Origin of the sequence: Ralstonia pickettii (assembly GCF_000607165.1) — a bacterium.
GTDB lineage: Bacteria > Pseudomonadota > Gammaproteobacteria > Burkholderiales > Burkholderiaceae > Ralstonia > Ralstonia holmesii.
The window spans coordinates 805,559-827,598 of record NZ_JFZG01000006.1 but is presented as its reverse complement, the minus strand read 5'-3'; the positions used below and the strand labels follow the sequence as shown (position 1 = coordinate 827,598).

General features: G+C 65.5%; 20 protein-coding genes. 4 read left to right on the top strand and 16 right to left on the bottom strand.

The genetic code is table 11. The features are described from left to right. Nucleotides 1-16: 16 nt before the first annotated feature. From BG83_RS0110150 to BG83_RS0110140, 3 genes are read right to left on the bottom strand one after another with little or no spacing between them, the layout of a single operon-like run. The gene (locus tag BG83_RS0110150; RefSeq protein WP_024976620.1) at nt 17-343 is read right to left on the bottom strand and encodes an AzlD domain-containing protein; all 327 of its coding nucleotides are present in this window, start codon (nt 341-343) and stop codon (nt 17-19) included. Further along, nucleotides 340-1,068: an AzlC family ABC transporter permease gene (locus BG83_RS0110145; RefSeq protein ID WP_024976619.1), complete on the bottom strand. Its 729-nt coding sequence runs from the start codon at nt 1,066-1,068 to the stop codon at nt 340-342. Before BG83_RS0110145 ends, BG83_RS0110150 begins: the two co-directional genes overlap by 4 nt. After that, a complete protein-coding gene (locus BG83_RS0110140) occupies nt 1,068-2,129 on the bottom strand; it encodes an aminoglycoside phosphotransferase family protein (RefSeq protein ID WP_024976618.1) in 1,062 nt (353 codons plus the stop codon). The genes BG83_RS0110145 and BG83_RS0110140 overlap by 1 nt, the downstream gene beginning before the upstream one ends. 176 nt (nt 2,130-2,305) lie before the next feature. On the opposite strand from BG83_RS0110140, the gene lptD reads away from it, so the two are divergent. From lptD to rsmA, 4 genes are all read left to right on the top strand, one after another. Further along, nucleotides 2,306-4,735 (top strand): LPS-assembly protein LptD, encoded by a 2,430-nt coding sequence (gene lptD / locus BG83_RS0110135; protein ID WP_024976617.1) that lies wholly within the window; start codon nt 2,306-2,308, stop codon nt 4,733-4,735. 7 nt (nt 4,736-4,742) lie between these two features. Further along, entirely contained in the window at nt 4,743-6,230 is a 1,488-nt protein-coding gene (locus BG83_RS0110130; RefSeq protein ID WP_024976616.1) for a peptidylprolyl isomerase, read from the top strand. Between the two features lie 87 nt (nt 6,231-6,317). Beyond that, on the top strand, nt 6,318-7,334 hold the full coding sequence (gene pdxA / locus BG83_RS0110125) for a 4-hydroxythreonine-4-phosphate dehydrogenase PdxA (RefSeq protein WP_024976615.1): 1,017 nt from the start codon (nt 6,318-6,320) through the stop codon (nt 7,332-7,334). A gap of 31 nt (nt 7,335-7,365) precedes the next feature. Continuing rightward, on the top strand, nt 7,366-8,211 hold the full coding sequence (gene rsmA / locus BG83_RS0110120; RefSeq protein WP_024976614.1) for a 16S rRNA (adenine(1518)-N(6)/adenine(1519)-N(6))-dimethyltransferase RsmA: 846 nt from the start codon (nt 7,366-7,368) through the stop codon (nt 8,209-8,211). Here the strand turns inward: rsmA and BG83_RS0110115 are convergent. The 13 genes from BG83_RS0110115 to BG83_RS0110050 all read right to left on the bottom strand — a co-directional run bounded on the left by BG83_RS0110115 (nt 8,198) and on the right by BG83_RS0110050 (nt 22,039). After that, nucleotides 8,198-9,103: a DMT family transporter gene (locus BG83_RS0110115; protein WP_024976613.1), complete on the bottom strand. Its 906-nt coding sequence runs from the start codon at nt 9,101-9,103 to the stop codon at nt 8,198-8,200. The two genes, rsmA and BG83_RS0110115, sit on opposite strands and share 14 nt — an antisense overlap. Further along, on the bottom strand, nt 9,087-9,494 hold the full coding sequence (gloA, locus tag BG83_RS0110110; protein ID WP_024976612.1) for a lactoylglutathione lyase: 408 nt from the start codon (nt 9,492-9,494) through the stop codon (nt 9,087-9,089). Before gloA ends, BG83_RS0110115 begins: the two co-directional genes overlap by 17 nt. 123 nt (nt 9,495-9,617) lie before the next feature. Beyond that, nucleotides 9,618-10,496: a M48 family metallopeptidase gene (locus tag BG83_RS0110105; RefSeq protein ID WP_024976611.1), complete on the bottom strand. Its 879-nt coding sequence runs from the start codon at nt 10,494-10,496 to the stop codon at nt 9,618-9,620. Beyond that, nucleotides 10,493-11,245 carry a lysophospholipid acyltransferase family protein gene (locus BG83_RS0110100; RefSeq protein WP_024976610.1) on the bottom strand — a complete coding sequence of 251 codons (753 nt, stop codon included), beginning with the start codon at nt 11,243-11,245 and terminating at the stop codon, nt 10,493-10,495. Before BG83_RS0110100 ends, BG83_RS0110105 begins: the two co-directional genes overlap by 4 nt. An 11-nt stretch (nt 11,246-11,256) precedes the next feature. Then, nucleotides 11,257-11,835, bottom strand: a complete 579-nt coding sequence (gene gmhB / locus BG83_RS0110095) for a D-glycero-beta-D-manno-heptose 1,7-bisphosphate 7-phosphatase (protein WP_024976609.1) — start codon at nt 11,833-11,835, stop codon at nt 11,257-11,259. A 31-nt stretch (nt 11,836-11,866) separates the two neighbouring features. After that, complete coding sequence (gene glyS, locus BG83_RS0110090; RefSeq protein WP_024976608.1) at nt 11,867-13,960, bottom strand: glycine--tRNA ligase subunit beta; 2,094 nt, start codon at nt 13,958-13,960, stop codon at nt 11,867-11,869. 86 nt (nt 13,961-14,046) lie between these two features. Beyond that, nucleotides 14,047-14,706: a hypothetical protein gene (locus tag BG83_RS0110085; RefSeq protein ID WP_024976607.1), complete on the bottom strand. Its 660-nt coding sequence runs from the start codon at nt 14,704-14,706 to the stop codon at nt 14,047-14,049. After that, the gene (gene glyQ / locus BG83_RS0110080; protein ID WP_024976606.1) at nt 14,703-15,689 is read right to left on the bottom strand and encodes a glycine--tRNA ligase subunit alpha; all 987 of its coding nucleotides are present in this window, start codon (nt 15,687-15,689) and stop codon (nt 14,703-14,705) included. Before glyQ ends, BG83_RS0110085 begins: the two co-directional genes overlap by 4 nt. Before the next feature lie 175 nt (nt 15,690-15,864). Then, nucleotides 15,865-17,376 (bottom strand): apolipoprotein N-acyltransferase, encoded by a 1,512-nt coding sequence (gene lnt, locus BG83_RS0110075; RefSeq protein ID WP_024976605.1) that lies wholly within the window; start codon nt 17,374-17,376, stop codon nt 15,865-15,867. 64 nt (nt 17,377-17,440) lie between these two features. Beyond that, nucleotides 17,441-18,334: an HlyC/CorC family transporter gene (locus BG83_RS0110070; protein ID WP_024976604.1), complete on the bottom strand. Its 894-nt coding sequence runs from the start codon at nt 18,332-18,334 to the stop codon at nt 17,441-17,443. Between the two features lie 163 nt (nt 18,335-18,497). Next, nucleotides 18,498-19,850, bottom strand: a complete 1,353-nt coding sequence (locus tag BG83_RS0110065) for a hypothetical protein (protein WP_024976603.1) — start codon at nt 19,848-19,850, stop codon at nt 18,498-18,500. Between the two features lie 371 nt (nt 19,851-20,221). Continuing rightward, entirely contained in the window at nt 20,222-21,034 is an 813-nt protein-coding gene (ybeY, locus tag BG83_RS0110055) for an rRNA maturation RNase YbeY (protein WP_024976601.1), read from the bottom strand. 12 nt (nt 21,035-21,046) lie between these two features. Next, complete coding sequence (locus tag BG83_RS0110050; protein WP_024976600.1) at nt 21,047-22,039, bottom strand: PhoH family protein; 993 nt, start codon at nt 22,037-22,039, stop codon at nt 21,047-21,049. Nucleotide 22,040 lies beyond the last annotated feature (1 nt).

Genomic DNA, 22,040 nt, shown 5'->3' with positions numbered 1-22,040 from the left:
GCACGCGTCGTGGAATTCAAGCCATCACCTTCATGAGAATCAGCAGCACAGCCATGCCACCGACGATGGTCCACATCGCACTCTTCGTCACCCGTGCGATGACGATGGCGACGATGCCGGCAAGCAGGCGCGGGTTGTCGATCGACACCGCGAGCGCGCCGTCGCGCATCAGCAGGTCGGGCGCGATCAGCGCGGTCAGCATCGCGGCCGGCACGTAGGGCAGGGCGCTGCGGAACCACATCGGCAGATTCATGCGCCCTTCCAGCGCGATGAACGATAGGCGGATCAGGTAGGTGGCCGCGCCGGAAATCAGCAACACGCCGAAGAGGACCAGGGCTTTCATGCGGTAGCCCCCTTGTCGGACGGTCGGGCGAGCAGGCGCTCAATCAGCGCGCCGACGGCAATGCCGACACACGCCGCGCTCATCAGCCCGAGCTTGTGCGGCCAGCCCGTCCACGCCACGGCCAGCGCGGCGCCGGTCAGGGCGGCGGCCAGTTGCGCACGCGTACGCAGCGCCGGCACCACGATGGCGATGAACGTGAGCGGGAGGAAGAAGTCGAGCGGCCAAGTCGTAGGCACTTGCGCGCCCAGCACCACGCCGACGATCGTCGACGCCTGCCAGCTCGACCACAGCGCCACGCCTGCGCCTAGAAAATACCAGTGGCGGTAGGCGGCTTCCTCGCTGCCGGGCTGCGCGGTGACAACCCGACGGTTCATGGCGGCGAACGCTTCGTCGGTCAGCAGATAGGCGATCAGCCATTTCCAGCGGCGCGGCAGGTGCGCCAGCGTTGGTGCAATGCTGGCTGAGTAGAGCGCGTGCCGCAGATTCACCATCGATACCGTCGCTGCAATCACCAGCGCGGGCGCGCCACCGGCCCACAACTGCACGAGGATCATCTGCGAGGCGCCGCCGAAAACGATGGCGCTCATCGCCACGGCAAGCCACGCGGGCATGCCGGCGGACGTGGCCAGCACGCCGTAGATCATGCCGAACGGCACCACGCCCAGCAGCATGGGCGCGAGTGCCAGCATGCCGGCGCGAAACTCGACGGCGCGGGGGGAAGCCATCAGAACGTATAGCCGATCTGCTGCGCGCGATCTTCGAGTTGATCGAGCAGGCGGGCCAACGGCGCCAGCGCGTTGTAGCGGCTGCACACACGGCGCAGGTAGGCGATGAAGCGCGGGGTGTCTTCCACGTAGCCGGTCTTGCCGTCGCGGTAGCGCAGGCGCGCGAAGATGCCGGCCACCTTCAGATGGCGTTGCGCGCCCATCCATTCGAGCGCGCGGTAGAACTCGCCGAAGTCGTCATCCACCGGCAGCTTGGCGGCGCGGGCAGCTTCCCAGTAGCGCACGGCCCAATCCAGCTCCTGCTCTTCATCCCACGACAGGAATGCATCGCGCAGCAGCGAGGCGGCGTCGTAGGTGATCGGGCCGTAGACAGCATCCTGGAAGTCCAGCACGCCCGGCTGCGACGGGTCGGCCGCGTTGATCATCAGGTTGCGCGGCATGTAGTCGCGGTGGACGTACACGCGGGGCTGGGCCAGGGCGCTGTCGACCAGCAGCTTGAACACTTTGTCGAGCGATTCCCGCTGGGCGGCGTCCAATGGGCGTTGCAGATGGCGATCGACATACCAGTCGGGAAACAGCGACAGCTCGCGGCGCAGCAGCGCTTCGTCGTACGGCGGCAGCTCCCCTTCGCGCGAGGCCAATTGCCACCGCACCAGGGTATGGATGGCGGGGCGGAACAGCGTGTCGGCGTAGGCGAGGTCGAAATCGCGTTCGCGCAGCGATTGCAAATACGTTTGCGGGCCCAGGTCGGTCAGCAGGAGGAAGCCCTGCGCGAGATCCTGCTCCAGCACCTGAGGTGCATGCACGCCGGCGCCATTCAGCAGGCCCGCCACATGAACGAACGGGCGGCAGTCTTCCTGCGGTGGCGGGGCGTCCATGACCACCAGCGTGCCGTTGGCGCTGTCCAGGCGGAAATAACGGCGGAAGCTGGCATCGGCCGAAGCGGGCTGCAGCGTGTCGATGCGCAGGCCGTGGGCGGCGGGCAATGTGCCGAGCCAGTCGCGCAGTTGACTGAGACGTGCGTCGGTTGCGCCTGCTGCGGCGCCAGGGGTCGAAGCCATGCTGAGAGAATGCTGGAATGTGGCTGGAAGGAAGCCCCGTATAATACCCGACCGAGTTTCGCCGCGAGCGAGCGCCGGCCCTGTCCAGGCCGCGTCCGGCGGCGGGATTGACCGCAGTACTGACTGATTTTGTGCCTGTGCGTGCCGTTGCGCGTGCGGCCCTGTTCCCGATCTGCATGACCGAACCGAACCGAGCCAGGAAAAACCGGCAGCGCGCTGCTGTTGCCGCGCCCGATCAGCGGCCCGCCATCCGGCGCGGCACGCTGGCATTGCGCCCGCTGGTGTTCGCGGTGGCCGGTGTCTGGACGGCGACGTCCGCGGCGCAGAGCGCGGACACCACGCAAGCGACGGCGCCTGCTGTCACCCCGGCCTCGTCGGTGACAGCGCTGGCCACGTCCGGCCCGACCACGCCCGGCGGCAGTCCGCTGGTGCCCAAGATGGCCGAGCCCGTCCAGCGACCGGACAACACTGTCCCCACCTTTACCGCGGCCGACAAGATGGACGGCCGCACCAACGAAGACATTCATCTGCGCGGCAATGGCGAATTGCGCCGCAACGGGTCGGTGCTCAAGGGCGACACCCTCGACTACGACCAGGACACCGACGTTGCGACCGCCACCGGCAACGTGCGGCTGTTCAAGGGCGGCACGCTTGTCACCGGCCCGGATGCCAAGCTCAAGGTCACCGCCAACGAAGGCACCATCAGCACGCCGACCTACGAGTTCCACACGACCGGCGGCCGCGGTACCGCAGACCGCATCGACTTCATCGACAAGGACAACAGCCGCATCACGCGCGGTACGTACACCACGTGCTCGCCCGACAATGTCGACTGGTACTTCAGCGCGAGTCGCATCGACATCGACAGCGATCGCCAGGTCGGTACTGGCCGCAACGGCGTGCTGCACTTCTTCGGCGTGCCGGTGTTTGCCGCGCCGATCATGGACTTCCCGCTCAATGACGACCGCCGCAGCGGTTTCCTGGCACCGGTCTTCGGCTACAACAGCCGCAGCGGGACGGACGTCACGCTGCCGTACTACTTCAACATCGCGCCGAATCGCGATCTGACGTTGTACCCGCGTCTGCTGAGTCAGCGTGGTCTGCAGCTTGGTGCCGAATACCGCTATCTCGATACGTCGTACAGCGGCGTCCTGCGCGGCGAATTCCTGCCCGATGACCGCGAAGCAGGCCGCAACCGCTGGTCGATTTCGGCAGTACACACGCAGCGCCTGGCGCCTGGCCTGACCGGCTACATCAACTACAACAAGGTCTCCGATAACACCTATCCGGATGACCTTGGCCGCAGCATCGTCACGGCGACGCAGCGCCAGTACACGCAGGAAGGCGGCGTCACCTATTCCATCGGCGACTGGGTGGCTCAGGCGCGCGTGCAGAAGTTCCAGACCTTGTCGACCGCCACCACGCCACTCTCTGCACCGTACGAGCGTGTGCCGGAACTGAGCCTGACATATACGCGATTCGATCTTGGCGGGTTTGACGTCAATTTCCTCACCGATTACACGCGGTTCTCGATCCCGACGGCTAACACCGTCCAGGGCGAGCGCCTATTCATGCAGCCGACGATCAGCTACCCGATCGTCCGCCCCGGCTGGTACGTCACGCCGAAGTTCATCCTGAACACCACCGCATACCGCCTGGACCGTCCTGCAGGTGATACGCAGGACACGCAGATCAATCGCACGCTGCCGACGTTCTCGCTCGATTCGGGCATGACCTTCGAGCGCGATGCGCCACTGGTCACCAAGTTGTTTGGCGTGAGCTACATCCAGACGCTGGAGCCGCGCGTGTTCTACGTGTACACGCCGTATCGCGACCAGTCGCAGATCCCGCTGTTCGATACTGCGCAGTCGGACTACAACCTCGGCCAGATCTTTACCGAGAACCCATACACGGGTTACGACCGCATTGCCGACAACAACAAACTGACGGCGGGCGTGACTACGCGCTTTATTGAAGCGGAATCGGGCATTGAGCGTTTGCGTGCCACGATCGCGCAACGTATCGATTTCGAAGGCCAGCGCGTGACGCTGGCCGGTGCGGCACCGACGTCGGTGCGCCGCTATTCGGACCTTCTGGGCGCGACTACGATCCAGATGTTCCGCGGCATCTTTTTCGATACGAACCTTCAGTACAATCAGGACATCGACCGCATCATGCGCTCGACCGTCGCATTCAGCTGGAAGCCGGAAGCCAACAAGGTGATCAACCTCGGCTACCGCTATTACCGGCAAGACGCCAATACCGGTCAGCTGCCGCTGGAACAGGCCGATATCTCAACGCAGTGGCCGATTACACGGCGCCTCTACGGTCTGGGCCGCATCGGCTACGACCTGGATGCGCGCAAGCCATCGGATATGCTGCTTGGCCTTGAATATGTGGCGGACTGCTGGGTCGGCCGACTGGCGGTACAGCGCTACAGCAATGCGGTTTCGGGCTATACGACGCATATCTTTGCCCAGATCGAATTCAAGGGTTTGTCGAAGGTGGGGAACAATCCGATCGACGTGATTCGTCTGAACGTGCCCGGCTACCAGCCGGTGACCGCACAGCCGATCACGCCGTCCGTGCTGGATCAATATGAATAACGACATCATGGCTTTCCAATCAACCGCTTTCGCCACGCGTGTGGCTCCTCTGGGCCGCTTGCGTGTTGCCACCGGCGTGCTGGTCGCGCTGATGGCGGGGACCACGCTGTCGCCAGCCGTCCACGCGCAGCAGGCGCAACCGGCAAAGAAGAGCGCACCGGTGCGCGGCATCTTCGCCAACCCGGGTTCGTCCCCGAGCCAGCCGCTGCTGCAGGGCACACTGCCCGAGCCGACGGCTCCGGGTGCGCCGCGCAGCCAGTTGGTCGACGAGGTGGTGGCCGTGGTCAACACCGACGTCATCACCCGCCGCGAACTGCTCAACCGCGCGGATCTGGTTGAGCGCACGTTCCGCGCGCAGAATCGTCCGCTGCCGCCGCGCGCAGATATGCTCGGCGAAGTGCTTGAGCAACTGATCCTGGAGCGCGTGCAGGCGCAGACCGCCAAGGAAAGCGGCATCCGCGTGTCCGACGCCGATGTGGATCGTGCCGTGGAAAGCGTGGCCCAGCGCAACAACCTGTCCGTGCCGCAGCTCAAGAGCAAGCTGAAGGACGCCGGCATGACGTACGACAAGTACCGCGACGACCTGCGTCAGGAAATCCTGCTGGCTCGCCTGCGTGAGCGTGAGGTCGACTCCAAGGTGCAGGTCTACGACGGCGAGATCGACAACTATCTGGCGCAGCAGGGCGGCGGGACGGCCCCGGCTGGCGAGCAGCAATACAACGTCGCGCAGATTCTCGTGCCGGTCGCCGAAGGCGCCACGGATGCCGAGAAGGCCGCAGCGCGCAGCAAGGCCGAGGCTCTGCTCAAACAGGCACAGGGCGGTGCGGATTTCGCCAAGCTGGCCCGTGACAATTCTGGCGCGCCGGATGCCTCGCAAGGCGGTGAACTTGGGCTGCGTCCGATCGGTCGCTTGCCGGCAGTGTTTGCCAACGCCGTGGTCGACATGAAGGCCGGCCAAGTAGCGAGCCAAGTGGTAGAAAGCCCGGCCGGCTATCACGTGATCAAGCTGTTGGAGAAGCGTGCACCGAGCACGGCGATTGCCGCCAAGGTGCAGCAGACGCAAGTGCGTCACATCCTGATCAAGACCGGTCCGACGATGTCCGCGGACGACGCGCGCCGCCAGTTGGTGGGCCTGCGTGATCGGATCGTCCACGGCTATGACTTTGGCGATGCGGCACGCCGGTATTCGCAGGACGGTTCGGCCGGTGCGGGTGGCGAGCTGGGCTGGGTGTCCCCGGGTCAGCTCGTGCCGGAATTCGAGCAGGCGATGAACCAGCTCAAGCCGGGCGATGTATCGCAGCCGGTGCAGAGCCAGTTCGGAGTGCATCTGATCCAAGTGGAAGGCCGCCGCGAGGCCGAGGTGTCGGGAGATCGCCAGCGCGACTACGCACGCTCTGTGATTCGCGAGCAGAAGGTGCAGGCCGCCTATGAAGATTGGCTGCGTGAGCTGCGCGACTCGGCACACGTGGAATATCGTGTGAACCGTCAGCAGTAAGCTACGGAGATCCGCATCGCTCACGGCCGCCTGCGGGCGGCCGTGGCGTTTCTAGACCGATCGGAAATCATTGCAGGAAAGCGCTGCATGCTGAACATTGCCATCACCACCGGAGAACCTGCCGGTATCGGCCCCGACATCACCGTGGCCGCGTTGCTGCATTTGGCGCGGCAGGCGTCGCCGCGCTACGCCGATGTGCAGTGGCACGTGATTGGCGACGCGGCATTGCTGCAGGCGCGCGCTGATGCGATCGGGCAGGGCGATTTCTGGCGCGTTGCCTCCACGGCGCTGACTATTGTGGAGCGCCCGCTGGGTGCGCCGGTGCGCGCTGGCGTGCTTGATGCCGCCAACGGTCCCTATGTGCTGGACCTGCTCGATGCAGCCATCGACGGCTGCCAGGTTGGCACGGCGGAGGGCGTCCGTTACGACGCGATGGTCACGGCGCCGGTGCAGAAGAGCACGATCAACGACGCAGGCGTGCCGTTTACCGGCCACACCGAATACCTGGCGGAGCGCAGCCGCACGCCGCGCGTGGTGATGATGCTCGCCGGCCCGCAGCCGGCGCACGACAACGCCATGCTGCGCGTCGCGCTGGCGACGACGCATTTGCCGCTGCGCGAGGTGCCGGAAGCCATCACGCCCGCAGTGCTCGACGAAACGCTCGACATCGTGCAGCGAGATTTGCGCACACGCTTCGGCTTGACCGCACCGCGCATCCTCGTGACGGGGTTGAATCCGCATGCGGGTGAATCAGGTCACCTCGGCCGCGAAGAGCTCGAGGTGATCGAGCCTGCCATCGCGCGTGCGCGTGCGCGCGGAATCGATGCGCGCGGTCCGTATCCAGCCGATACGCTGTTCCAGCCGCGCCTTTTGGCAGACGCCGATTGCGTGCTGGCGATGTACCACGACCAAGGCTTGGCGCCGCTCAAGTACGGCACCTTTGGGCATGGCGTGAACATCACGCTGGGCCTGCCGTTCGTGCGCACGTCGGTGGACCACGGTACGGCGCTGGACCTGGCGGGCACGGGTCGCGCCGAGTTCGGCAGCATGATCGAGGCGATCGATACCGCCATCGCCATGGCGCGGCACACGGTACGTTCCTGAGTTTCTTCACCTTTTCGATTTCGAGTTCGCAATGGCACGATCCACGACCGGCGTTCACCAGGGGCACCAGGCCCGCAAGCGCTTCGGCCAGAACTTCCTGGTCGATGACGGCGTGATCCACGCCATTGTTGCCGCCATTGATCCGAAGCCCGACGATGTGCTCGTCGAGATCGGCCCGGGCCTGGGCGCGCTCACCGTGCCGCTCATGGAGCGCGTGCGCACGCTGCAGGTCGTCGAGCTGGACCGTGACCTCGTCGCGCGCTTGCAGAAGCGTTTCGGCGATCGGCTGATCGTGCATGCAGGTGATGCACTCGCGTTTGATTTCGGATCGCTGGTGGAGGCAGACCGGCCGCTGCGCATCGTCGGCAACCTGCCGTACAACATCTCGAGCCCGCTGCTGTTCCATCTGGCTACGTTCGCCGATCGTGTGCGCGATCAGCATTTCATGCTGCAGAAAGAGGTGGTTGAGCGCATGGTGGCCGCGCCGGGTAGCAAGGCGTTCAGCCGGTTGTCGGTGATGCTGCAGGTGCGCTACTACATGGAGCTGGTGCTGGATGTGCCGCCGGGCTCGTTCAACCCACCGCCCAAGGTGGATTCAGCGGTGGTGCGGATGATTCCCTGGCCGGCCGATAAATCGCCGTATGCGCCGGTCGACATGCGCGCGCTGGGCACGGTGGTGACGATGGCGTTTTCGCAGCGGCGCAAGGTGCTGCGCAACACGCTGGGGGCGCTGCGCGACGTGATCGATTTCGAAGCGCTTGGCTTTGATCTGGGCCGCCGCGCAGAAGAAGTGCCGGTAGAAGAATTCGTGGCGGTGGCGAATGCGCTGCCGGCCAACCGCATCGCCGGCAGCGTTTCCGCTCTTAGCGAAGATTGACCAGCAGGATGCCCGACAGCACGAGCACCGCCGCCAGCGCAAACCGCAGGCCCACCGGCTCGTGCAACAGCAGCACGCCAAACGCCACGCCAAACAGCGGCGTCAGGAACGAGAACACCGACAACCGGGACGCCAGGTAGCGGCGCAGCAGCCAGAACCACGTCAGGTAACTGGCGAATGCAATCAGCACGGATTGGTAAGCAAGGCTGGCCAGCGCCGTGGGCGTGAGGTTCGCGGTAAAGACCTGGCCGGTGCCGGCGGCCATCAACAGCAGCAGCACGGCCGAGACGGCCAATTGGTACAGCAGCGTCTTCGCCGCCGGTGCTTCGGAGAGCTTGCTTGCCCGCACGACGAGGGTCGTCGCGCCCCACAGCGCGCCTGCCACCACGCCCAGCGCGTCGCCCAACGAGGTCGACGGCCCGGCCGCCGGGTGCAGGACACCGTCGGCAAACGCCAGCACGATCCCCGCAAACGCAATGCCGATGCCCGCCCACTGGCGCGGGCGCAGGTGCTCCCCCGGCACAAAGAAATGCAGGCCGAGCGCGGTGAAGATAGGGGCGGTGTAGAGGAACACCGCCATGCGCGAAGCGGTCGTGTAGCCAAGGCCGATGAAGATGCACAGGAACTCGACGCCGAACAGCACGCCGGCTATCAGGCCGCCGGCCAGCGTGCCGTCGCGCAACGAGAGGCACGTGCCGCGCCAGAGCGCAAATGCGAACACCAGGACTGACGCAATTGCCGAACGCACGCCAGCCTGCATGACGGGGCCCACGTCGTGCGCGGCCACCTTGATGGCGACCTGCTGAAAGCCCCAGCACATGCATAGCACCACCATCAGGCCGATGGCGGTGCCGTCCAGCGGCCGGCGGAGGGCGTCAGTGGCGGTTGCCATCGGGCATCGAGCGCGCCTGGATCAGCTCGATCTTGTAGCCGTCCGGATCTTCCACAAACGCAATGATGGTGCTGCCGCCCTTGACCGGGCCGGCTTCGCGCGTGACCTTGCCGCCCGCGTTGCGGATCTGGTCGCAGGCTTGCGCGGCATTGTCGACCTCGATGGCAAGGTGGCCGAACGCTGAGCCGAGGTCGTATTCGCTCACGCCGTAGTTGTAGGTCAGCTCAATGACGGTGTTGCCGGCCTCCGGGCCGTAGCCGACGAACGCGAGGGAGTATTTGTATTCCGGGTTATCACTGGTGCGCAGCAGCTGCATGCCGAGCACCTTGGTGTAGAAGTCGATCGATCGCTGCATGTCGCCGACGCGCAGCATGGTGTGGAGCATTCGCATGGGATTTCCTTCCTGGGGGACTGCGGAAGGCCATATTGTAGGAGGGTGTGGCGGAGCGTGCAGGCGAGGAGTTTTTGCTGCAGCCGCATCCCTCTTACGCCGTTGCGGCGGGGGCGAGGCGAATCAGAATGCCGGCAAGTATTCCGGCGGATGCGAGCGCAGTTGTTCGCGCGCCTCACGAAACTCAGGGAAGATCGACTCCACCGTGTCCCAGAAGCGCGGGCTGTGGTTCATTTCCTTGAGATGCGCGAGCTCATGCGCAACCACGTAGTCGATCAGACTCAGCGGGAAATGCACGAGGCGCCAGTTCAGACGGATTTTGCCGTCGGCGGTGCAGCTTCCCCACCGCGTGGCCGCTGAGGACAGCGCATACGCGCTGTGCCGCACGCCCAGGCGCTCGGCATACACCTCAAGCCGTTCGCCGAAGAGGCGTCGCGCCTGCGTCTGCAGCCAGCCTTGTACGCGGTCCTTGATCTGCTGCTCGGTGGTGCTGGGCGGCAGGCCCAGGTGCAGCATGCTGGCGTCGGCATCGAACATCAACGCGCCGATGGGCGATTCCAGCTTAAGCGTGATCGTTTTGCCGAGGAACGGCAGCGCGGCGCCGTCCTGCCACTCCATGGGCGGCAGCATGCGGCGTGCGGCGTTCGCGCGCCATTCGGCCAGCTTGGCGAAGATCCACTTCTGCTTTTCGGCGATGGCGTGCTCGATCTCGGCGAGTGTGACCCAGCGCGGTGCCGTGATCGACAGGCCGCGGTCGTCGATGACAAAGCCGATGGTGCGCCGCGACGAACGCTTGAGGTTATAGATGAGCGCGCGCTCGCCCAGCGTCAGACGGCGCTGGTTGGGGCCGAGCGGTGCGGTGGAAAAGTCGAGTGCGGGCGGGGCGAGGAGGGACGCGTCAGGCGGCTGCGAAGGCGACGGGGCTTCGGGCGCGAGCAGCGGCAGCTCAAGCTGGACGCTGTCGGCGGTGGTGGGTGAAGTCGGTGGGCGCAGCAGTTTCATGCGTGCTCGCGGTAGCTATCGGCGTCGATTCTACGCATTTCTGCTTCGATCCACGCTTCGACTTCGCGGTTGAGTTCGTCGCTGGTCTTGCCGGCGCTCGAAATGGCTGGCCCGACCGACAGCGTGATCAAGCCCGGATGCTTCAGGAACGAATTGCGCGGCCACACCCGGCCGGAGTTGTGCGCGATGGGAATGACCCATGCGCCGGTATCCACGGCAAAGCGCGCACCGCCGCTCTTGTAGCGCGGCTTCGGGTCGCCCGAGCGCGTGCGCGTGCCTTCCGGAAACATGATCACCCATGCGCCGTCTGCAAGGCGCTCTTTGCCCTGGCGCGCGACCGAGGTGAACGCATTGGCGCCGTCCTTGCGGTTGATGTGCACCATCTTGAGCATGCCGAGCGCCCATCCGAAGAACGGTACATACAGCAGCTCGCGCTTGAACACGTAGCACAGCGGGCGCGGCATGGTCGCAACATAGGCCATGGTTTCCCACGCCGACTGATGCTTGGAAAGCAGCACCACCTGCTTGTTGGTGGCGACGGCTTCCTCGATGTTCTCCCAGCCCTCGTATTGCCAGCGGATGCCGAGCAGCCAGCGCGCCATCCAGATGGCAGACTTCGTCCAGCCGGACACCATCCAGAAGCGGCGGTGCGGGTTCATGAACGGAAAGACGATGAAGCAGGCCACCGCATAAATCGGTGTCCAGACGATCAAGAAAACCAGGTACAGCAGCGAACGGATAAAAGTCATTGGGGGCGAATTCAAGGGGCGCGCGTGGGCGTGCCCTGGGGCGCAGGGGATAGCAGCGCACGCGCAAACGCACGCAGGTCCTCATGAATCTGGGTGCCTGGGGGCAGGTCGCCGGCATCGCGGGTCTTGGCGCCCTTGCCGGTCAGTACGAGGTGCGGTACGGCGCCGACTTCGACGCCGGCTTGCAGATCGCGCAGCGAGTCACCCACGACCGGCACGCCCGTCAGGTCCATGTCGAAGCGGCGTGCAATCTCGCGGAGCATGCCGGACTTGGGCTTGCGGCACTCGCACGCATCGGCGGCGGTGTGCGGGCAGAAGAAGACGGCATCGACGCGCCCGCCGTAGGTGGCCAGCGCCTTGTACATCTTCTCGTGCATGGCGTTGAGCGCGGCGGCCTCGAACAGGCCGCGTCCGATGCCCGACTGGTTGGTTGCCACCACCACCTGGTAGCCGGCCTGGTTCAGCTCGGCAATGGCTTCCAGGCTGCCGTCGAGGGCGATCCACTCGTCTGGCGACTTGATGAACTGGTCGCTGTCGCGGTTGATGACGCCATCGCGGTCGAGAATCACCAGTTTGGGAACATGGGGCATGGTGGGCTCCGAACGGTGCTTGGGGTGCCGATCAGGCGGCCAGCTTGGAGATGTCCGCGACGCGGTTCATCAAGCCGTGCAGTTCACCCAGCAGCGCGAGGCGGTTGTCGCGCAGCGCGGTGTCGTCGGCCATCACCATCACGCCGTCGAAGAAAGTGTCGACCGCTTCGCGCAGGCCAGCCAGCGTCTTGAGCGCGGTGGTGAAATCGCCGCGTGCGAAGGCATCGTGCACTTGTGGCTCCGACAAAGCCACGGCCTGGTGCAGCGCACGCTCGGCGTCTTCCTTGAGCAGTTGCGGCTGCACGGCGCCAATGGCCACGTCGGTCTTCTTCAGGATGTTGGTGATGCGCTTGTTGGCGGCGGCCAGCGCTTCTGCCTGTGGCAGGGCAGCAAAGGCGCGCACGGCTTCGAGGCGCGCGACGATGTCGTCCAGCCGCTGCGGCCGCTGGCTCACCACGGCTTCCACCTCGTTGGTGCTGTAGCCCTTGTCCTTCAGGTAGCCGCGCAGGCGGTCGTACAGGAAGTCGGAGATGGCGGCCAGGTCCGGTTTGACAGCGGCGATGCCGTCGAAGCTGGCAGCGGCAATCTGCAGGGCATCGTCGATCGTGAGCGCGAGCGGCTTTTCGATCAGCATGCGCAGGATGCCCAGGGCGTGGCGGCGCAGCGCGAACGGGTCTTTCTCCCCCGTGGGTTGCAGGCCGATGCCCCAGATACCGACCAGCGTTTCCAGCTTGTCGGCCAGTGCCACCGCGGTACCGGTGGCGGTGCTGGGCAGCGCATCGCCGGCAAAGCGCGGCTGGTAATGCTCGGAGCAGGCCAGCGCCACGTCGTCGGGCTCGCCATCGTGGCGGGCGTAGTAAGTGCCCATCGTGCCCTGCAGCTCGGGGAACTCGCCCACCATGTCGGTCAGCAGATCGGCCTTGGCCAGCAACGCGCCGCGCGAGGCGTGTGCCACATCCGCGCCGAGCTTCTCGGCCAGTTGGCCGGCGATGGCCTGCAGGCGCGACACACGCTCAAGCTGCGTGCCGATCTTGTTGTGATAGACCACGCGCGAAAGCAACGGCACACGATCGGCCAGCGGCTTTTTCTTGTCCTGCTCGAAGAAGAAGCGGGCGTCGGCCAGGCGCGGGCGGACCACGCGTTCGTTGCCTTGAATGATGGCCTCGGGCGTGCCCGTGGCGATGTTCGAGACGATCAGGAAGCGGTTGCGCAGGTGCCCTTGTGCATCGGTCAGTGCAAAGTACTTCTGGTTGGTCTGCATGGTCAGGATCAGGCACTCCTGCGGCACGGCGAGGAAGGCTTCCTCGAAATGGCAAGGGTAGACCACAGGCCATTCGACCAGCGCGTTCACCTCATCGAGCAGCGCTTCGGGCATGACCACCGTATCGGCGCCGGCCGTCTTGAGCAGTTCGGCGCGGATGGCTTCCTTGCGCTTGCCATAGCTGGCGATGACCTTGCCCTGCGACTCCAGCGCGCTCGCATACGATGTAGCGTCTTTGATGACGATTTCGCCGGCCGACAGGAAACGGTGGCCCAGCGTCACGTTGCCCGCTTGCAGGCCAAATGCGCTGACAGGGATGACTTCGCTGTCGAACAGTGCGATCAGCTTGTGTGCGGGGCGCACGAACTGAACGTTCTCGCCGTTCGGGCGCTGATACGTCATCACCTTCGGGATCGGAAGGTTGGCGATGGTCTGCGACAGTGCAGTCTGCAGGCCGTCGGCCAGCACGGCGCCGCGCGCGGTATAGCGATAGAACAGCGCTTCGGCCTTGCCGTCAGGTGCGCGTTCGAGCGATTCGGGCGCGATGGCGTCCACGCCCACGGTCTTGGCCAGCGCAGCCAGCTTCTTGACGAGCGGCGCGGCAGGCTTGCCCTCGGCATCGAAGGCGATGGTCACGGGCAGCACCTTCTCGCGCAGCTCGCGATCGGGCGCGGTGCGGCGCACGCCGGTGATCGATGCAGCCAGGCGACGCGGCGTGGCAAAACCTTCCACGGCGGCGCCCTCTTCGAGCAGGCCTTGCGCCGACAGACCGTCAAACAGGCCGCGCGCAAACGCCTCGCCCAGGCGGGCCAGCGCCTTGGGCGGCAGTTCTTCGGTCAGCAGTTCGATCAGGAGGGTGGACATAGCGTTTGAATCGGTGACGTCGTTGTTCTGCGCCGCTTGGTGTTCAGATCAGTTGCGGCGGTACGTTGTGTTGTTCGGTTCAGTGATCAGCAGGGCGAGCCGGGCACGGGCTCCACGCCTGACAGCAGCCACACGCCGTTCTGCTGCTGGAACTGCAATTGCGTGCCGGCGCACTGGCCCGGCGGCGGAGGCGGCGCAATCGGCGCAGGGGTGGTGCCGGGCGCAGCCGCATCGCGGCGCAGGAAGCGGGCCGACAGCAAGCCGCGTCGCGCGTCGTAACGCACCTCTTGCAGCGTGCCGGACACGTTGAATTCCAGACGGCTCGGCAGTTGCCCCGCCGAGCGGAACACGCGCGCACGGCGCTGTGCCTTTGCGCCGGTGCCTTGCCACTCCACCCACGTGAGCGGGAAGCGCAGGGCCGTCGCATACGTGCGCAACGGCACGCGATGCCAGCCGAGGTCACGCGCGCCGGACAGGTCGCAGGCCATCGTGCGCACCAAGCTCGTCCATTGATCGATCGACGGCGGCGGCGGCGTCCACGCCGTGCTCAGCGCTTGCTGAAGCGGCTTGGAATCGGCCACGCAAAGCTGCGTCAGGGTGCTGGGCACGACAAAAACCTTCTCTGTCGATGCCGCCTTGGACGTGCGATGCCGCGCCGCTTGCGCGACGCTCGCCGGTAGCGCCAGCGCGGCCATGGACGCTGCCGTCAGCAGCGCCAGGCCACGCCGTGCTCGGTTGGCCGTCATGCGGCCTCCGTGGTCTTGGCGGCGGCAGCGGCCGTGCCGCACATCGGGAAGCCCAGGCGCTCGCGCGAGTCGTAGTAGGCCTGCGCGACCAGACGCGACAGGTTGCGAATACGGCCGATGTAGGCTGCGCGCTCCGTCACCGAAATCGCGCCGCGTGCGTCCAGCAGGTTGAAGGTGTGGCCGGCCTTGAGCACTTGCTCGTAGGCGGGCAGGGCCAGTTGCACGACAGGTGCGTCGCCCTCGGCGGCGGCGTCACCTTCTGCGCGCACGCCCATCAGGCGCTTGGCTTCGGCTTCGTGCTCGGCAAAGCGGCGGAACAGCACAGTCGTGTCGGCTTGCTCGAAGTTGTACGTCGATTGCTCGACTTCGTTCTGGTGATAGACGTCGCCGTAGGTCAGGCGGCGCTTCACGGGGCCATTCGGGCCCGGCTCTTCCCACTCCGTCCAGACCAGGTCGTAGATGTTCTCGACCTGCTGCAGGTACATCGCCAGACGTTCGATGCCGTAGGTGATCTCACCGGTCACAGGCTTGCAGTCGAGGCCGCCGACTTGCTGGAAGTACGTGAATTGCGTGACTTCCATGCCGTTGAGCCACACCTCCCAGCCCAGGCCCCAGGCGCCGAGCGTGGGGTTTTCCCAGTCGTCTTCGACAAAGCGCACGTCGTTCTGCTTCAGGTCCAGGCCCAGCGCTTCCAGCGAACCGAGGTACAGATCGAGGATGTTTTCCGGTGCCGGCTTGAGCACCACTTGGTACTGGTAGTAATGCTGCAGGCGGTTCGGATTCTCGCCGTAGCGGCCGTCCTTGGGGCGGCGCGACGGTTGCACGTAGGCGGCACGCCACGGCTCAGGGCCGATCGCGCGCAGGAAGGTGTGCACGTGCGACGTGCCGGCGCCGACTTCGAGGTCGATCGGCTGCAGCAGGGCGCAGCCCTGGGCGTCCCAGTACGACTGCAGCTTGAGAATGAGTTGCTGGAAGGTGAGCATGGTGGTACCCGGTGGTCCGCGGCGGCACGGAACGTGCGTTGCGCCGCGCGACGGTGGAATGCAGCGGCGGGCACGAGAAGCGCCTGGCTCCGTGCCCGCCGTAAAACGTTGAATTTTAGCGTTTTTTGTCAGCGACTCCGGAAAGTGGCTCGAAAGCCCTCCGGACGCTGAACGATCAATCTGCCGATGCCCGGCGGCGGCGCACGAATGCCACCAGCAGAACCAGCGCGCCCAGGGCCAGTGCAGGCGCGTTGCCGGCACGCACGAATGGCGTCAAGCCTTGCATGCCCTGCACGTCAGTCTGCAGCGTGCCAAGCGTGAAGACGGGCAGGCGGGCCTGTACGCTGCCGTCCGGCCGCACCACGGCGGTCGCTCCCGTGTTGGTGGCGCGCAGCATCGGACGGCCCGTTTCCAGTGCGCGCATGCGCGAGATCTGCAGGTGCTGGTCCAACGCGATCGTGTCGCCAAACCACGCAAGGTTCGTCACGTTGGCGAGCATCGTGGCGGGCTGATCCGCATGTCGCAGCGATGCGGCAATTTCCTCGCCAAACAAATCCTCGTAGCAGATGTTGGGTGCGACGCGTTGGTCGGCCACCGCCATGGGCGGCTGCACGGGCAGGCCGCGCCGGAAGTCGCCCAGCGGCATGTTCATCATGTTGACGAACCAGTGGAAGCCGAAGGGGATGAACTCGCCGAAGGGCACGAGGTGGTGCTTGTTGTAGCGGTACACGCCCTGGAGTTGCGGGCCGACGCCGAACACGCTGTTGGTGTAGTCGACACGCGAGTCCTCGCTGGCGGCGCCAAAGAGCACGCTGGAGCCGGTGGTATCCACATAAGTGCGGATGGCCAGCGCGATCTCCTGCGGCATCTCCTGAATCATGATCGGGAAGGCCGTCTCGGGCGTGACCACGAGTTGCGCGGGCTTCTCGGTGACCATCTTGGTGTACAGCTCCAGCGAGCGCTCGATGCCGGTCTGCTGGAACTTCACGTCCTGCGGCACATTGCCCTGCAAGAGGCGTACGGAAATGGGCTTGCCCACCGGTTGCGTCCACGCAATGCCGTGCAGGGGCCAGCCGGCCACCAGCACGAGCGCACCGGCGATGCCCGCCAGCCAGTGCAGGCGTCGCTCGGCCGCGACGCACAGCAGACCAGCCAGCACGGCTGCGATCAGCACGATTCCGTATACGCCCACCAGCGGCGCGTAGCCGGCCAGCGGGCCATCGGTGTGAGCGTAGCCGCCGTTGATCCAGGGAAAGCCCGTCCAGACCGTGCCGCGCAGCCACTCCGTGACGGCCCATGCCGCGCCAAATACCAGCGCGGATGCGGTACCGGACCACCGTCCGCGTCGCGTTAGCCACTGCCATGCCCACACCGCCAGCGCTGGATGCAGCGCCAGATAGCCGGCGAACAGCAGCACGGCCAGCGCCGCCATCCATGCCGGCATGTCGCCGTAGACGTGCATGCTGATATAGAGCCACCAGACGCCCGAGAGGAACCAGCCGAGTCCGAAGGCATAGCCAACCCATGCCGCATCACGCAAGCGCGGCGCGCGCTGCACGAGCGCGGCCAGCCCCGTCAACGAAAGGATCTGCAGCCACCACCAGTGGTTCGGCGCGAACGACAGCGTATGCATGACGCCAAGCAGCGCTGCCACAGGCATTGCAAAGCGCAGCCGCGCGAGCGGCACAGCTTGGGCGTCCTGCCGACGGGACGGTGCGGCAGGGGAAGAGAACTGAGCGGGCACGGAAAGATCAGGCGGGGTGGGAACCAGAAGTGTCGGCCGTGGCATTGCCGCCGGCCGGCGTGGTGAGGCGGCGCACGAGCAGCACCTGCACCTGGCGCGCATCGGCGCGCAGCACGTCGAACTGCAGCGTGCCCATGACGATCTTCTCGCCACGGTGCGGCACGCGGCCCAGGTGGTTGGACAGCAGCCCGCCCACGGTATCGACGTCTTCGTCGGAAAAATGCGTGCCGAAGGCTTCGTTGAACTGGCTGATTTCGGTCAGCCCGCGCACGCGCATGTGGCCGTCGGCGGTCGGCAGGATGTTGTCTTCTTCCTGGTCGAAGTCGTATTCGTCCTCGATGTCGCCGACGATCTGTTCGAGCACATCTTCGATGGTGATGAGGCCGGCCACCCCGCCGTATTCGTCAACGACGATGGCGATGTGGTTGCGGTTGACGCGGAAGTCGCGCAACAGCACGTTCAGTCGCTTGGATTCGGGGATGAACACGGCCGGGCGCAGCATGTCGCGCACGTCGAAGCGTTCGTCGGTGTAGAAGCGCAGCAGGTCCTTGGCGAGCAGGATGCCGATGATGTTGTCGCGGCTGCCCTCGTAGACGGGGAAGCGCGAATGCGCGGCTTCTTGCACGAACGGGATGAATTCTGACGGCGCGTCGGCGATGTTGAGCGCATCCATCTGCGCGCGCGGGATCATGATGTCGCGCGCGCACAGGTCTGAGACCTGGAAGACGCCTTCGATCATCGACAAGGAGTCGGCGTCGATCAGGTTGCGCGCATGGGCGTCTTGGAGGATTTCGAGCAGCTCGGCCCGCGATTCGGGCTCGGGCGAGATGAGGTCGGTCAGGCGTTCCAGCAGCGTACGGGGTTTGTCGGCTGGCTTCGGACTGGGATACGGATCATTCATGGCGCGGTCGCGCGTCGTTAAACATCGGCCCAGCATACACCAAAAGCCCTGCCGTCCCGATGACGCGGGGTGGCCGCCCGGCCTCCTGAAGTGCGGTTTATTTCACATCTGGAGGCCGGGTTCGGGCGCGTTAAGGACGGACGATCTGCCGAAGGGGGAGCGGTCAGTCGCGTCCGCCGTCGCCGCCGCGTTGCTGGCCGTTGCCGTGCGTGTTGCTGCCTTCGTTGCCTTGGTGATTGTCGTTCTGGCCGTGGTCGCCATCGCCCTGACCGTGATGCGGGCTGTGTCCGCCAGGGTCGTCGCCGCCGCCGCCATGATCGTGGTCACCGCCATGGTTGCCGTCACCGCCGTGGTCGTGGTCACCGCCGTGGTTGCCGTCACCGCCGTGGTCGCGATCACCGTCGTGGTTGCGATCACCGTCGTGGTTGCCATCGCCGCCATGATCGTGATTGCCACCATGGTTGCCATCGCCGCCGTGATCGTGATCACCGCCGTGGTTGCCGTTGCCGCCATGGTCGTGGTCGCCACCGTGATTGCCATCGCCGCCATGATCGTGGTCACCGCCGTGATTGCCGTTGCCGCCATGATCGTGGTCGCCACCATGGTTGCCATCGCCGCCGTGATCGTGGTCACCGTCGTGGTTGCCATTGCCACCATGGTCATGTTCACCGCCGTGATGACCACCGTGGTCATGATCGTGGTCATGATCGTGGTCGTGATCATGGTGGTGCCCGTGGTGGTGACCGCCGCCGTGGCAGCTTCCGCACGGCGAAGGGACTGGCGATGGGCTCGGCGTGGGCGTTGGGGCAGGCGTTGGCGTCGGACTCGGACTCGGGGTTGGCGTTGGCGTTGGAGCAGGCGTCGGACTCGGGGTTGGCGATGGACTCGGCCCGGGGCTGGGTGTTGGGGCCGGAGCGGGGCCGGGGCTGGGCGATGCGCCAGGTGCCGGTGCTGGTGCCGGTGTGGGACTGGGCTTGGACGGCGGCGTGTTGTTGCCGGTGGGTGGCGGTGCGTCGTTGTTGCTCGTCGGCGTGGTTGCGGCTGGTGCCGGGTCTGCGGGATGCGAATTGCTGTGATACCGGCCCAGCGTGCTCGCGCCGCCGTAGGCTGTCCAACGTCCGGCGATTTCCATGTCGACGCCAGCGAGCCAGTGGTCGCCCGTGGCTCCGACGCCCACCAGCGCCTTGCTGCTCGCAAAGTCGTAGCCGCCACCAATGAGTGCCTGCACGCTCGTGCTGCCCACCACCGCCTGCACACGCGGCCGGATGGTGCCTTGCGCGACCATCAGGTTCACTTCTGCGCCGATCACGTTGTTGCTGTCCGAGATGTTGACCGTGCGGCAGCCGACCACCGCGCCCGGATGCCAGGCGCCGTCGAAGACGACGACGATGCCCGCATAGCATGATTGCTTGTGATCAGCGTGTGCGATGCGCGGCGTGACCGCGAGCGCCGTGCCGACACCCACGCCAAGCAGCAGCGTGGCCCACGGAATGCTATCCATGAAGCGTTGACGCATGATGACCTCCCCGCGTGGCCTTGCCCGTCTGTGCGCGGGCTGGCCGATGGCGCTCGTTTGCGCCGAATTCGTGAAGCGCGCTCGAGCGGCGGCTTATGCGTGGAGGATAGAAATCGCTACGGCAAAACCCATGCGCCATACGGAGAGCAGCAAGGGTCCCGGATGGCGGACGGCCTGTGCGACGTGTATGCGCGATTCGAACGGCGCGAGCATGCGCCGAATGGCGGAGGAGAACCCGTAAAACGTTGTCAGGACTGGGTTTGTGTCAATACGGGTTGATTCACCGTTGAAACGGCATGCTGCAAGAATGGAACATGAAAAAGCAAAACGCCGGCGCGAAGCCGGCGTCTGAACATCAAGCGCGTGGCGCTTTAACGATCTGCGTACGGATCGGCAAAACCGAGGTCGCGGAGGATCTCCGTTTCGATGCCTTCCATTTCCTTTGCATCGGCCGCGTCTTCGTGGTCGTAGCCCTGGGCGTGCAGCGCGCCGTGCACGATCAGATGCGCGTAGTGTGCGAGCAGCGGCTTCTTCTGTTCCTTCGCTTCCTTTTCGACCACCGCGCAGCACAGCACGATGTCGGCGGAGACCGGGTCTTCTGCGCTCTCTGCGTACGAGAAGGTCAGTACGTTGGTGGCGTAGTCCTTGCTGCGGTAGGTGCGGTTGAGCGTGCGACCTTCTTCTTCGCCGACGAAGCGCACGTTGAGTTGCGCATCGGCAAACAGCGCGGGGGCGATCCACGCCTCGATGTCGCGTTCTTTCGGCAATGCCTTGCGAGCGGCAGCCTTGAGTTCGTCGCCGTACTGCACCGTCAGGTCGAGCGTGAGCATCTCGGCGCCGGCAGTGTCGTCATCGAAGGCTTCTTCCGTGGAGTCTGCCAACTCAGCGGCCTGGGTTTCGATGCGCAACGTGATGCTGTCGTGGTGCTCGGGGCGCAGCGAGAGCATGGCGTGCATGTCGGCGTCGGCGTGCTCGGCAACCAGGGTGATCGGCCCGTCCACGGTATTCGGCAGACCGAGGATCAGGCTGCGGCCATCGGCAAATGCGATGCGCAGCGCGCTGGCGTCGACCGTCTTGGGTTTGCCTTGAGCGTCGAACACGTCGACGCGTGGGCCGAATGACTCGGCCGCCGCGGGTTGGGTTTTCTTGGTTTTTGCTTTGGTATCGGTCTTTGCTTTAGCCACGTTCAGGCGTCCTTATGCATCTTTATGCTGGGCATGGAATTCGTCATAGGCCTCGACGATGCGGGCCACCAGCGGGTGCCGCACCACGTCGACGCTGGTAAAGCGCGTCATCGACACGCCACGCACGTCACGCAGCACATGCTGCGCTTCGATCAGGCCGCTCTTCTGGCCGCGCGGCAGATCGATCTGCGTTGTGTCGCCGGTGATCACCGCCTTGGAGCCGAAGCCGATCCGGGTGAGGAACATCTTCATCTGTTCCGGCGTGGTGTTCTGGGCTTCGTCCAGGATGATGAAGGCGTGATTGAGCGTGCGCCCGCGCATGTACGCCAGCGGCGCGATTTCGATCATCTGGCGCTCGAACATCTTCTGCGTCTTGTCGAAGCCAAGCAGGTCGTACAGCGCGTCGTACAGCGGACGCAGGTACGGGTCCACCTTTTGTGCGAGATCGCCGGGCAGGAAGCCCAGGCGCTCGCCAGCTTCCACCGCCGGGCGTGTCAGCACGATGCGCTTGATGGCGTCGCGCTCCAGCGCATCCACCGCGCAGGCCACGGCCAGATACGTCTTGCCCGTACCCGCAGGGCCGATGCCAAATGACAGGTCGTGCGAGAGGATGCTGCGCAGGTACTCGCGCTGCATCGGTGTGCGGCCATGCAGATCGGTACGGCGCGTGTGCAGCACCGGCGACAGATCATTGCCATCCGGCACGTCGGCGCTCGATTCCGGCAGGTAAGCGCCGTGTGCGGCCACCTGGCGGGTTTCCACCAGGCCGAGCTGGATGTCGTCCACCGACAGCGGCTCGCGCGCGGCGTTGTAGAACGTTTCCAGCGCGTTGGCCGCGCCTTGTGCGTTGGCGCCGCGCACGGTGAACTTGCTGCCGCGCCGGTTGATGGTCACGTCCAGCGCCTGCTCGATTTGGCGCAGGTTCTCGTCCAGCGGCCCGCACAGGTTCTGCAGGCGCGTGTTGTCGTTCTTCGGCGCTGTGAATTCTGCGGTGGTTGGTTTCATC

Bases quoted from the DNA above. Each gene is read 5' to 3' on its own strand.
- BG83_RS0110130 (WP_024976616.1), top strand. From the start codon at position 4,743: ATGGCTTTCCAATCAACCGCTTTCGCCACGCGTGTGGCTCCTCTGGGC.
- BG83_RS0110065 (WP_024976603.1), bottom strand. From the start codon at position 19,850: ATGCGTCAACGCTTCATGGATAGCATTCCGTGGGCCACGCTGCTGCTT.
- lptD (WP_024976617.1), top strand. From the start codon at position 2,306: ATGACCGAACCGAACCGAGCCAGGAAAAACCGGCAGCGCGCTGCTGTT.
- BG83_RS0110115 (WP_024976613.1), bottom strand. From the start codon at position 9,103: ATGGCAACCGCCACTGACGCCCTCCGCCGGCCGCTGGACGGCACCGCC.
- BG83_RS0110085 (WP_024976607.1), bottom strand. From the start codon at position 14,706: ATGACGGCCAACCGAGCACGGCGTGGCCTGGCGCTGCTGACGGCAGCG.
- rsmA (WP_024976614.1), top strand. From the start codon at position 7,366: ATGGCACGATCCACGACCGGCGTTCACCAGGGGCACCAGGCCCGCAAG.
- BG83_RS0110050 (WP_024976600.1), bottom strand. From the start codon at position 22,039: ATGAAACCAACCACCGCAGAATTCACAGCGCCGAAGAACGACAACACG.
- BG83_RS0110140 (WP_024976618.1), bottom strand. From the start codon at position 2,129: ATGGCTTCGACCCCTGGCGCCGCAGCAGGCGCAACCGACGCACGTCTC.
- glyS (WP_024976608.1), bottom strand. From the start codon at position 13,960: ATGTCCACCCTCCTGATCGAACTGCTGACCGAAGAACTGCCGCCCAAG.
- gloA (WP_024976612.1), bottom strand. From the start codon at position 9,494: ATGCGAATGCTCCACACCATGCTGCGCGTCGGCGACATGCAGCGATCG.
- BG83_RS0110100 (WP_024976610.1), bottom strand. From the start codon at position 11,245: ATGACTTTTATCCGTTCGCTGCTGTACCTGGTTTTCTTGATCGTCTGG.
- pdxA (WP_024976615.1), top strand. From the start codon at position 6,318: ATGCTGAACATTGCCATCACCACCGGAGAACCTGCCGGTATCGGCCCC.
- gmhB (WP_024976609.1), bottom strand. From the start codon at position 11,835: ATGCCCCATGTTCCCAAACTGGTGATTCTCGACCGCGATGGCGTCATC.
- glyQ (WP_024976606.1), bottom strand. From the start codon at position 15,689: ATGCTCACCTTCCAGCAACTCATTCTCAAGCTGCAGTCGTACTGGGAC.
- BG83_RS0110105 (WP_024976611.1), bottom strand. From the start codon at position 10,496: ATGAAACTGCTGCGCCCACCGACTTCACCCACCACCGCCGACAGCGTC.
- BG83_RS0110145 (WP_024976619.1), bottom strand. From the start codon at position 1,068: ATGGCTTCCCCCCGCGCCGTCGAGTTTCGCGCCGGCATGCTGGCACTC.
- BG83_RS0110150 (WP_024976620.1), bottom strand. From the start codon at position 343: ATGAAAGCCCTGGTCCTCTTCGGCGTGTTGCTGATTTCCGGCGCGGCC.
- BG83_RS0110070 (WP_024976604.1), bottom strand. From the start codon at position 18,334: ATGAATGATCCGTATCCCAGTCCGAAGCCAGCCGACAAACCCCGTACG.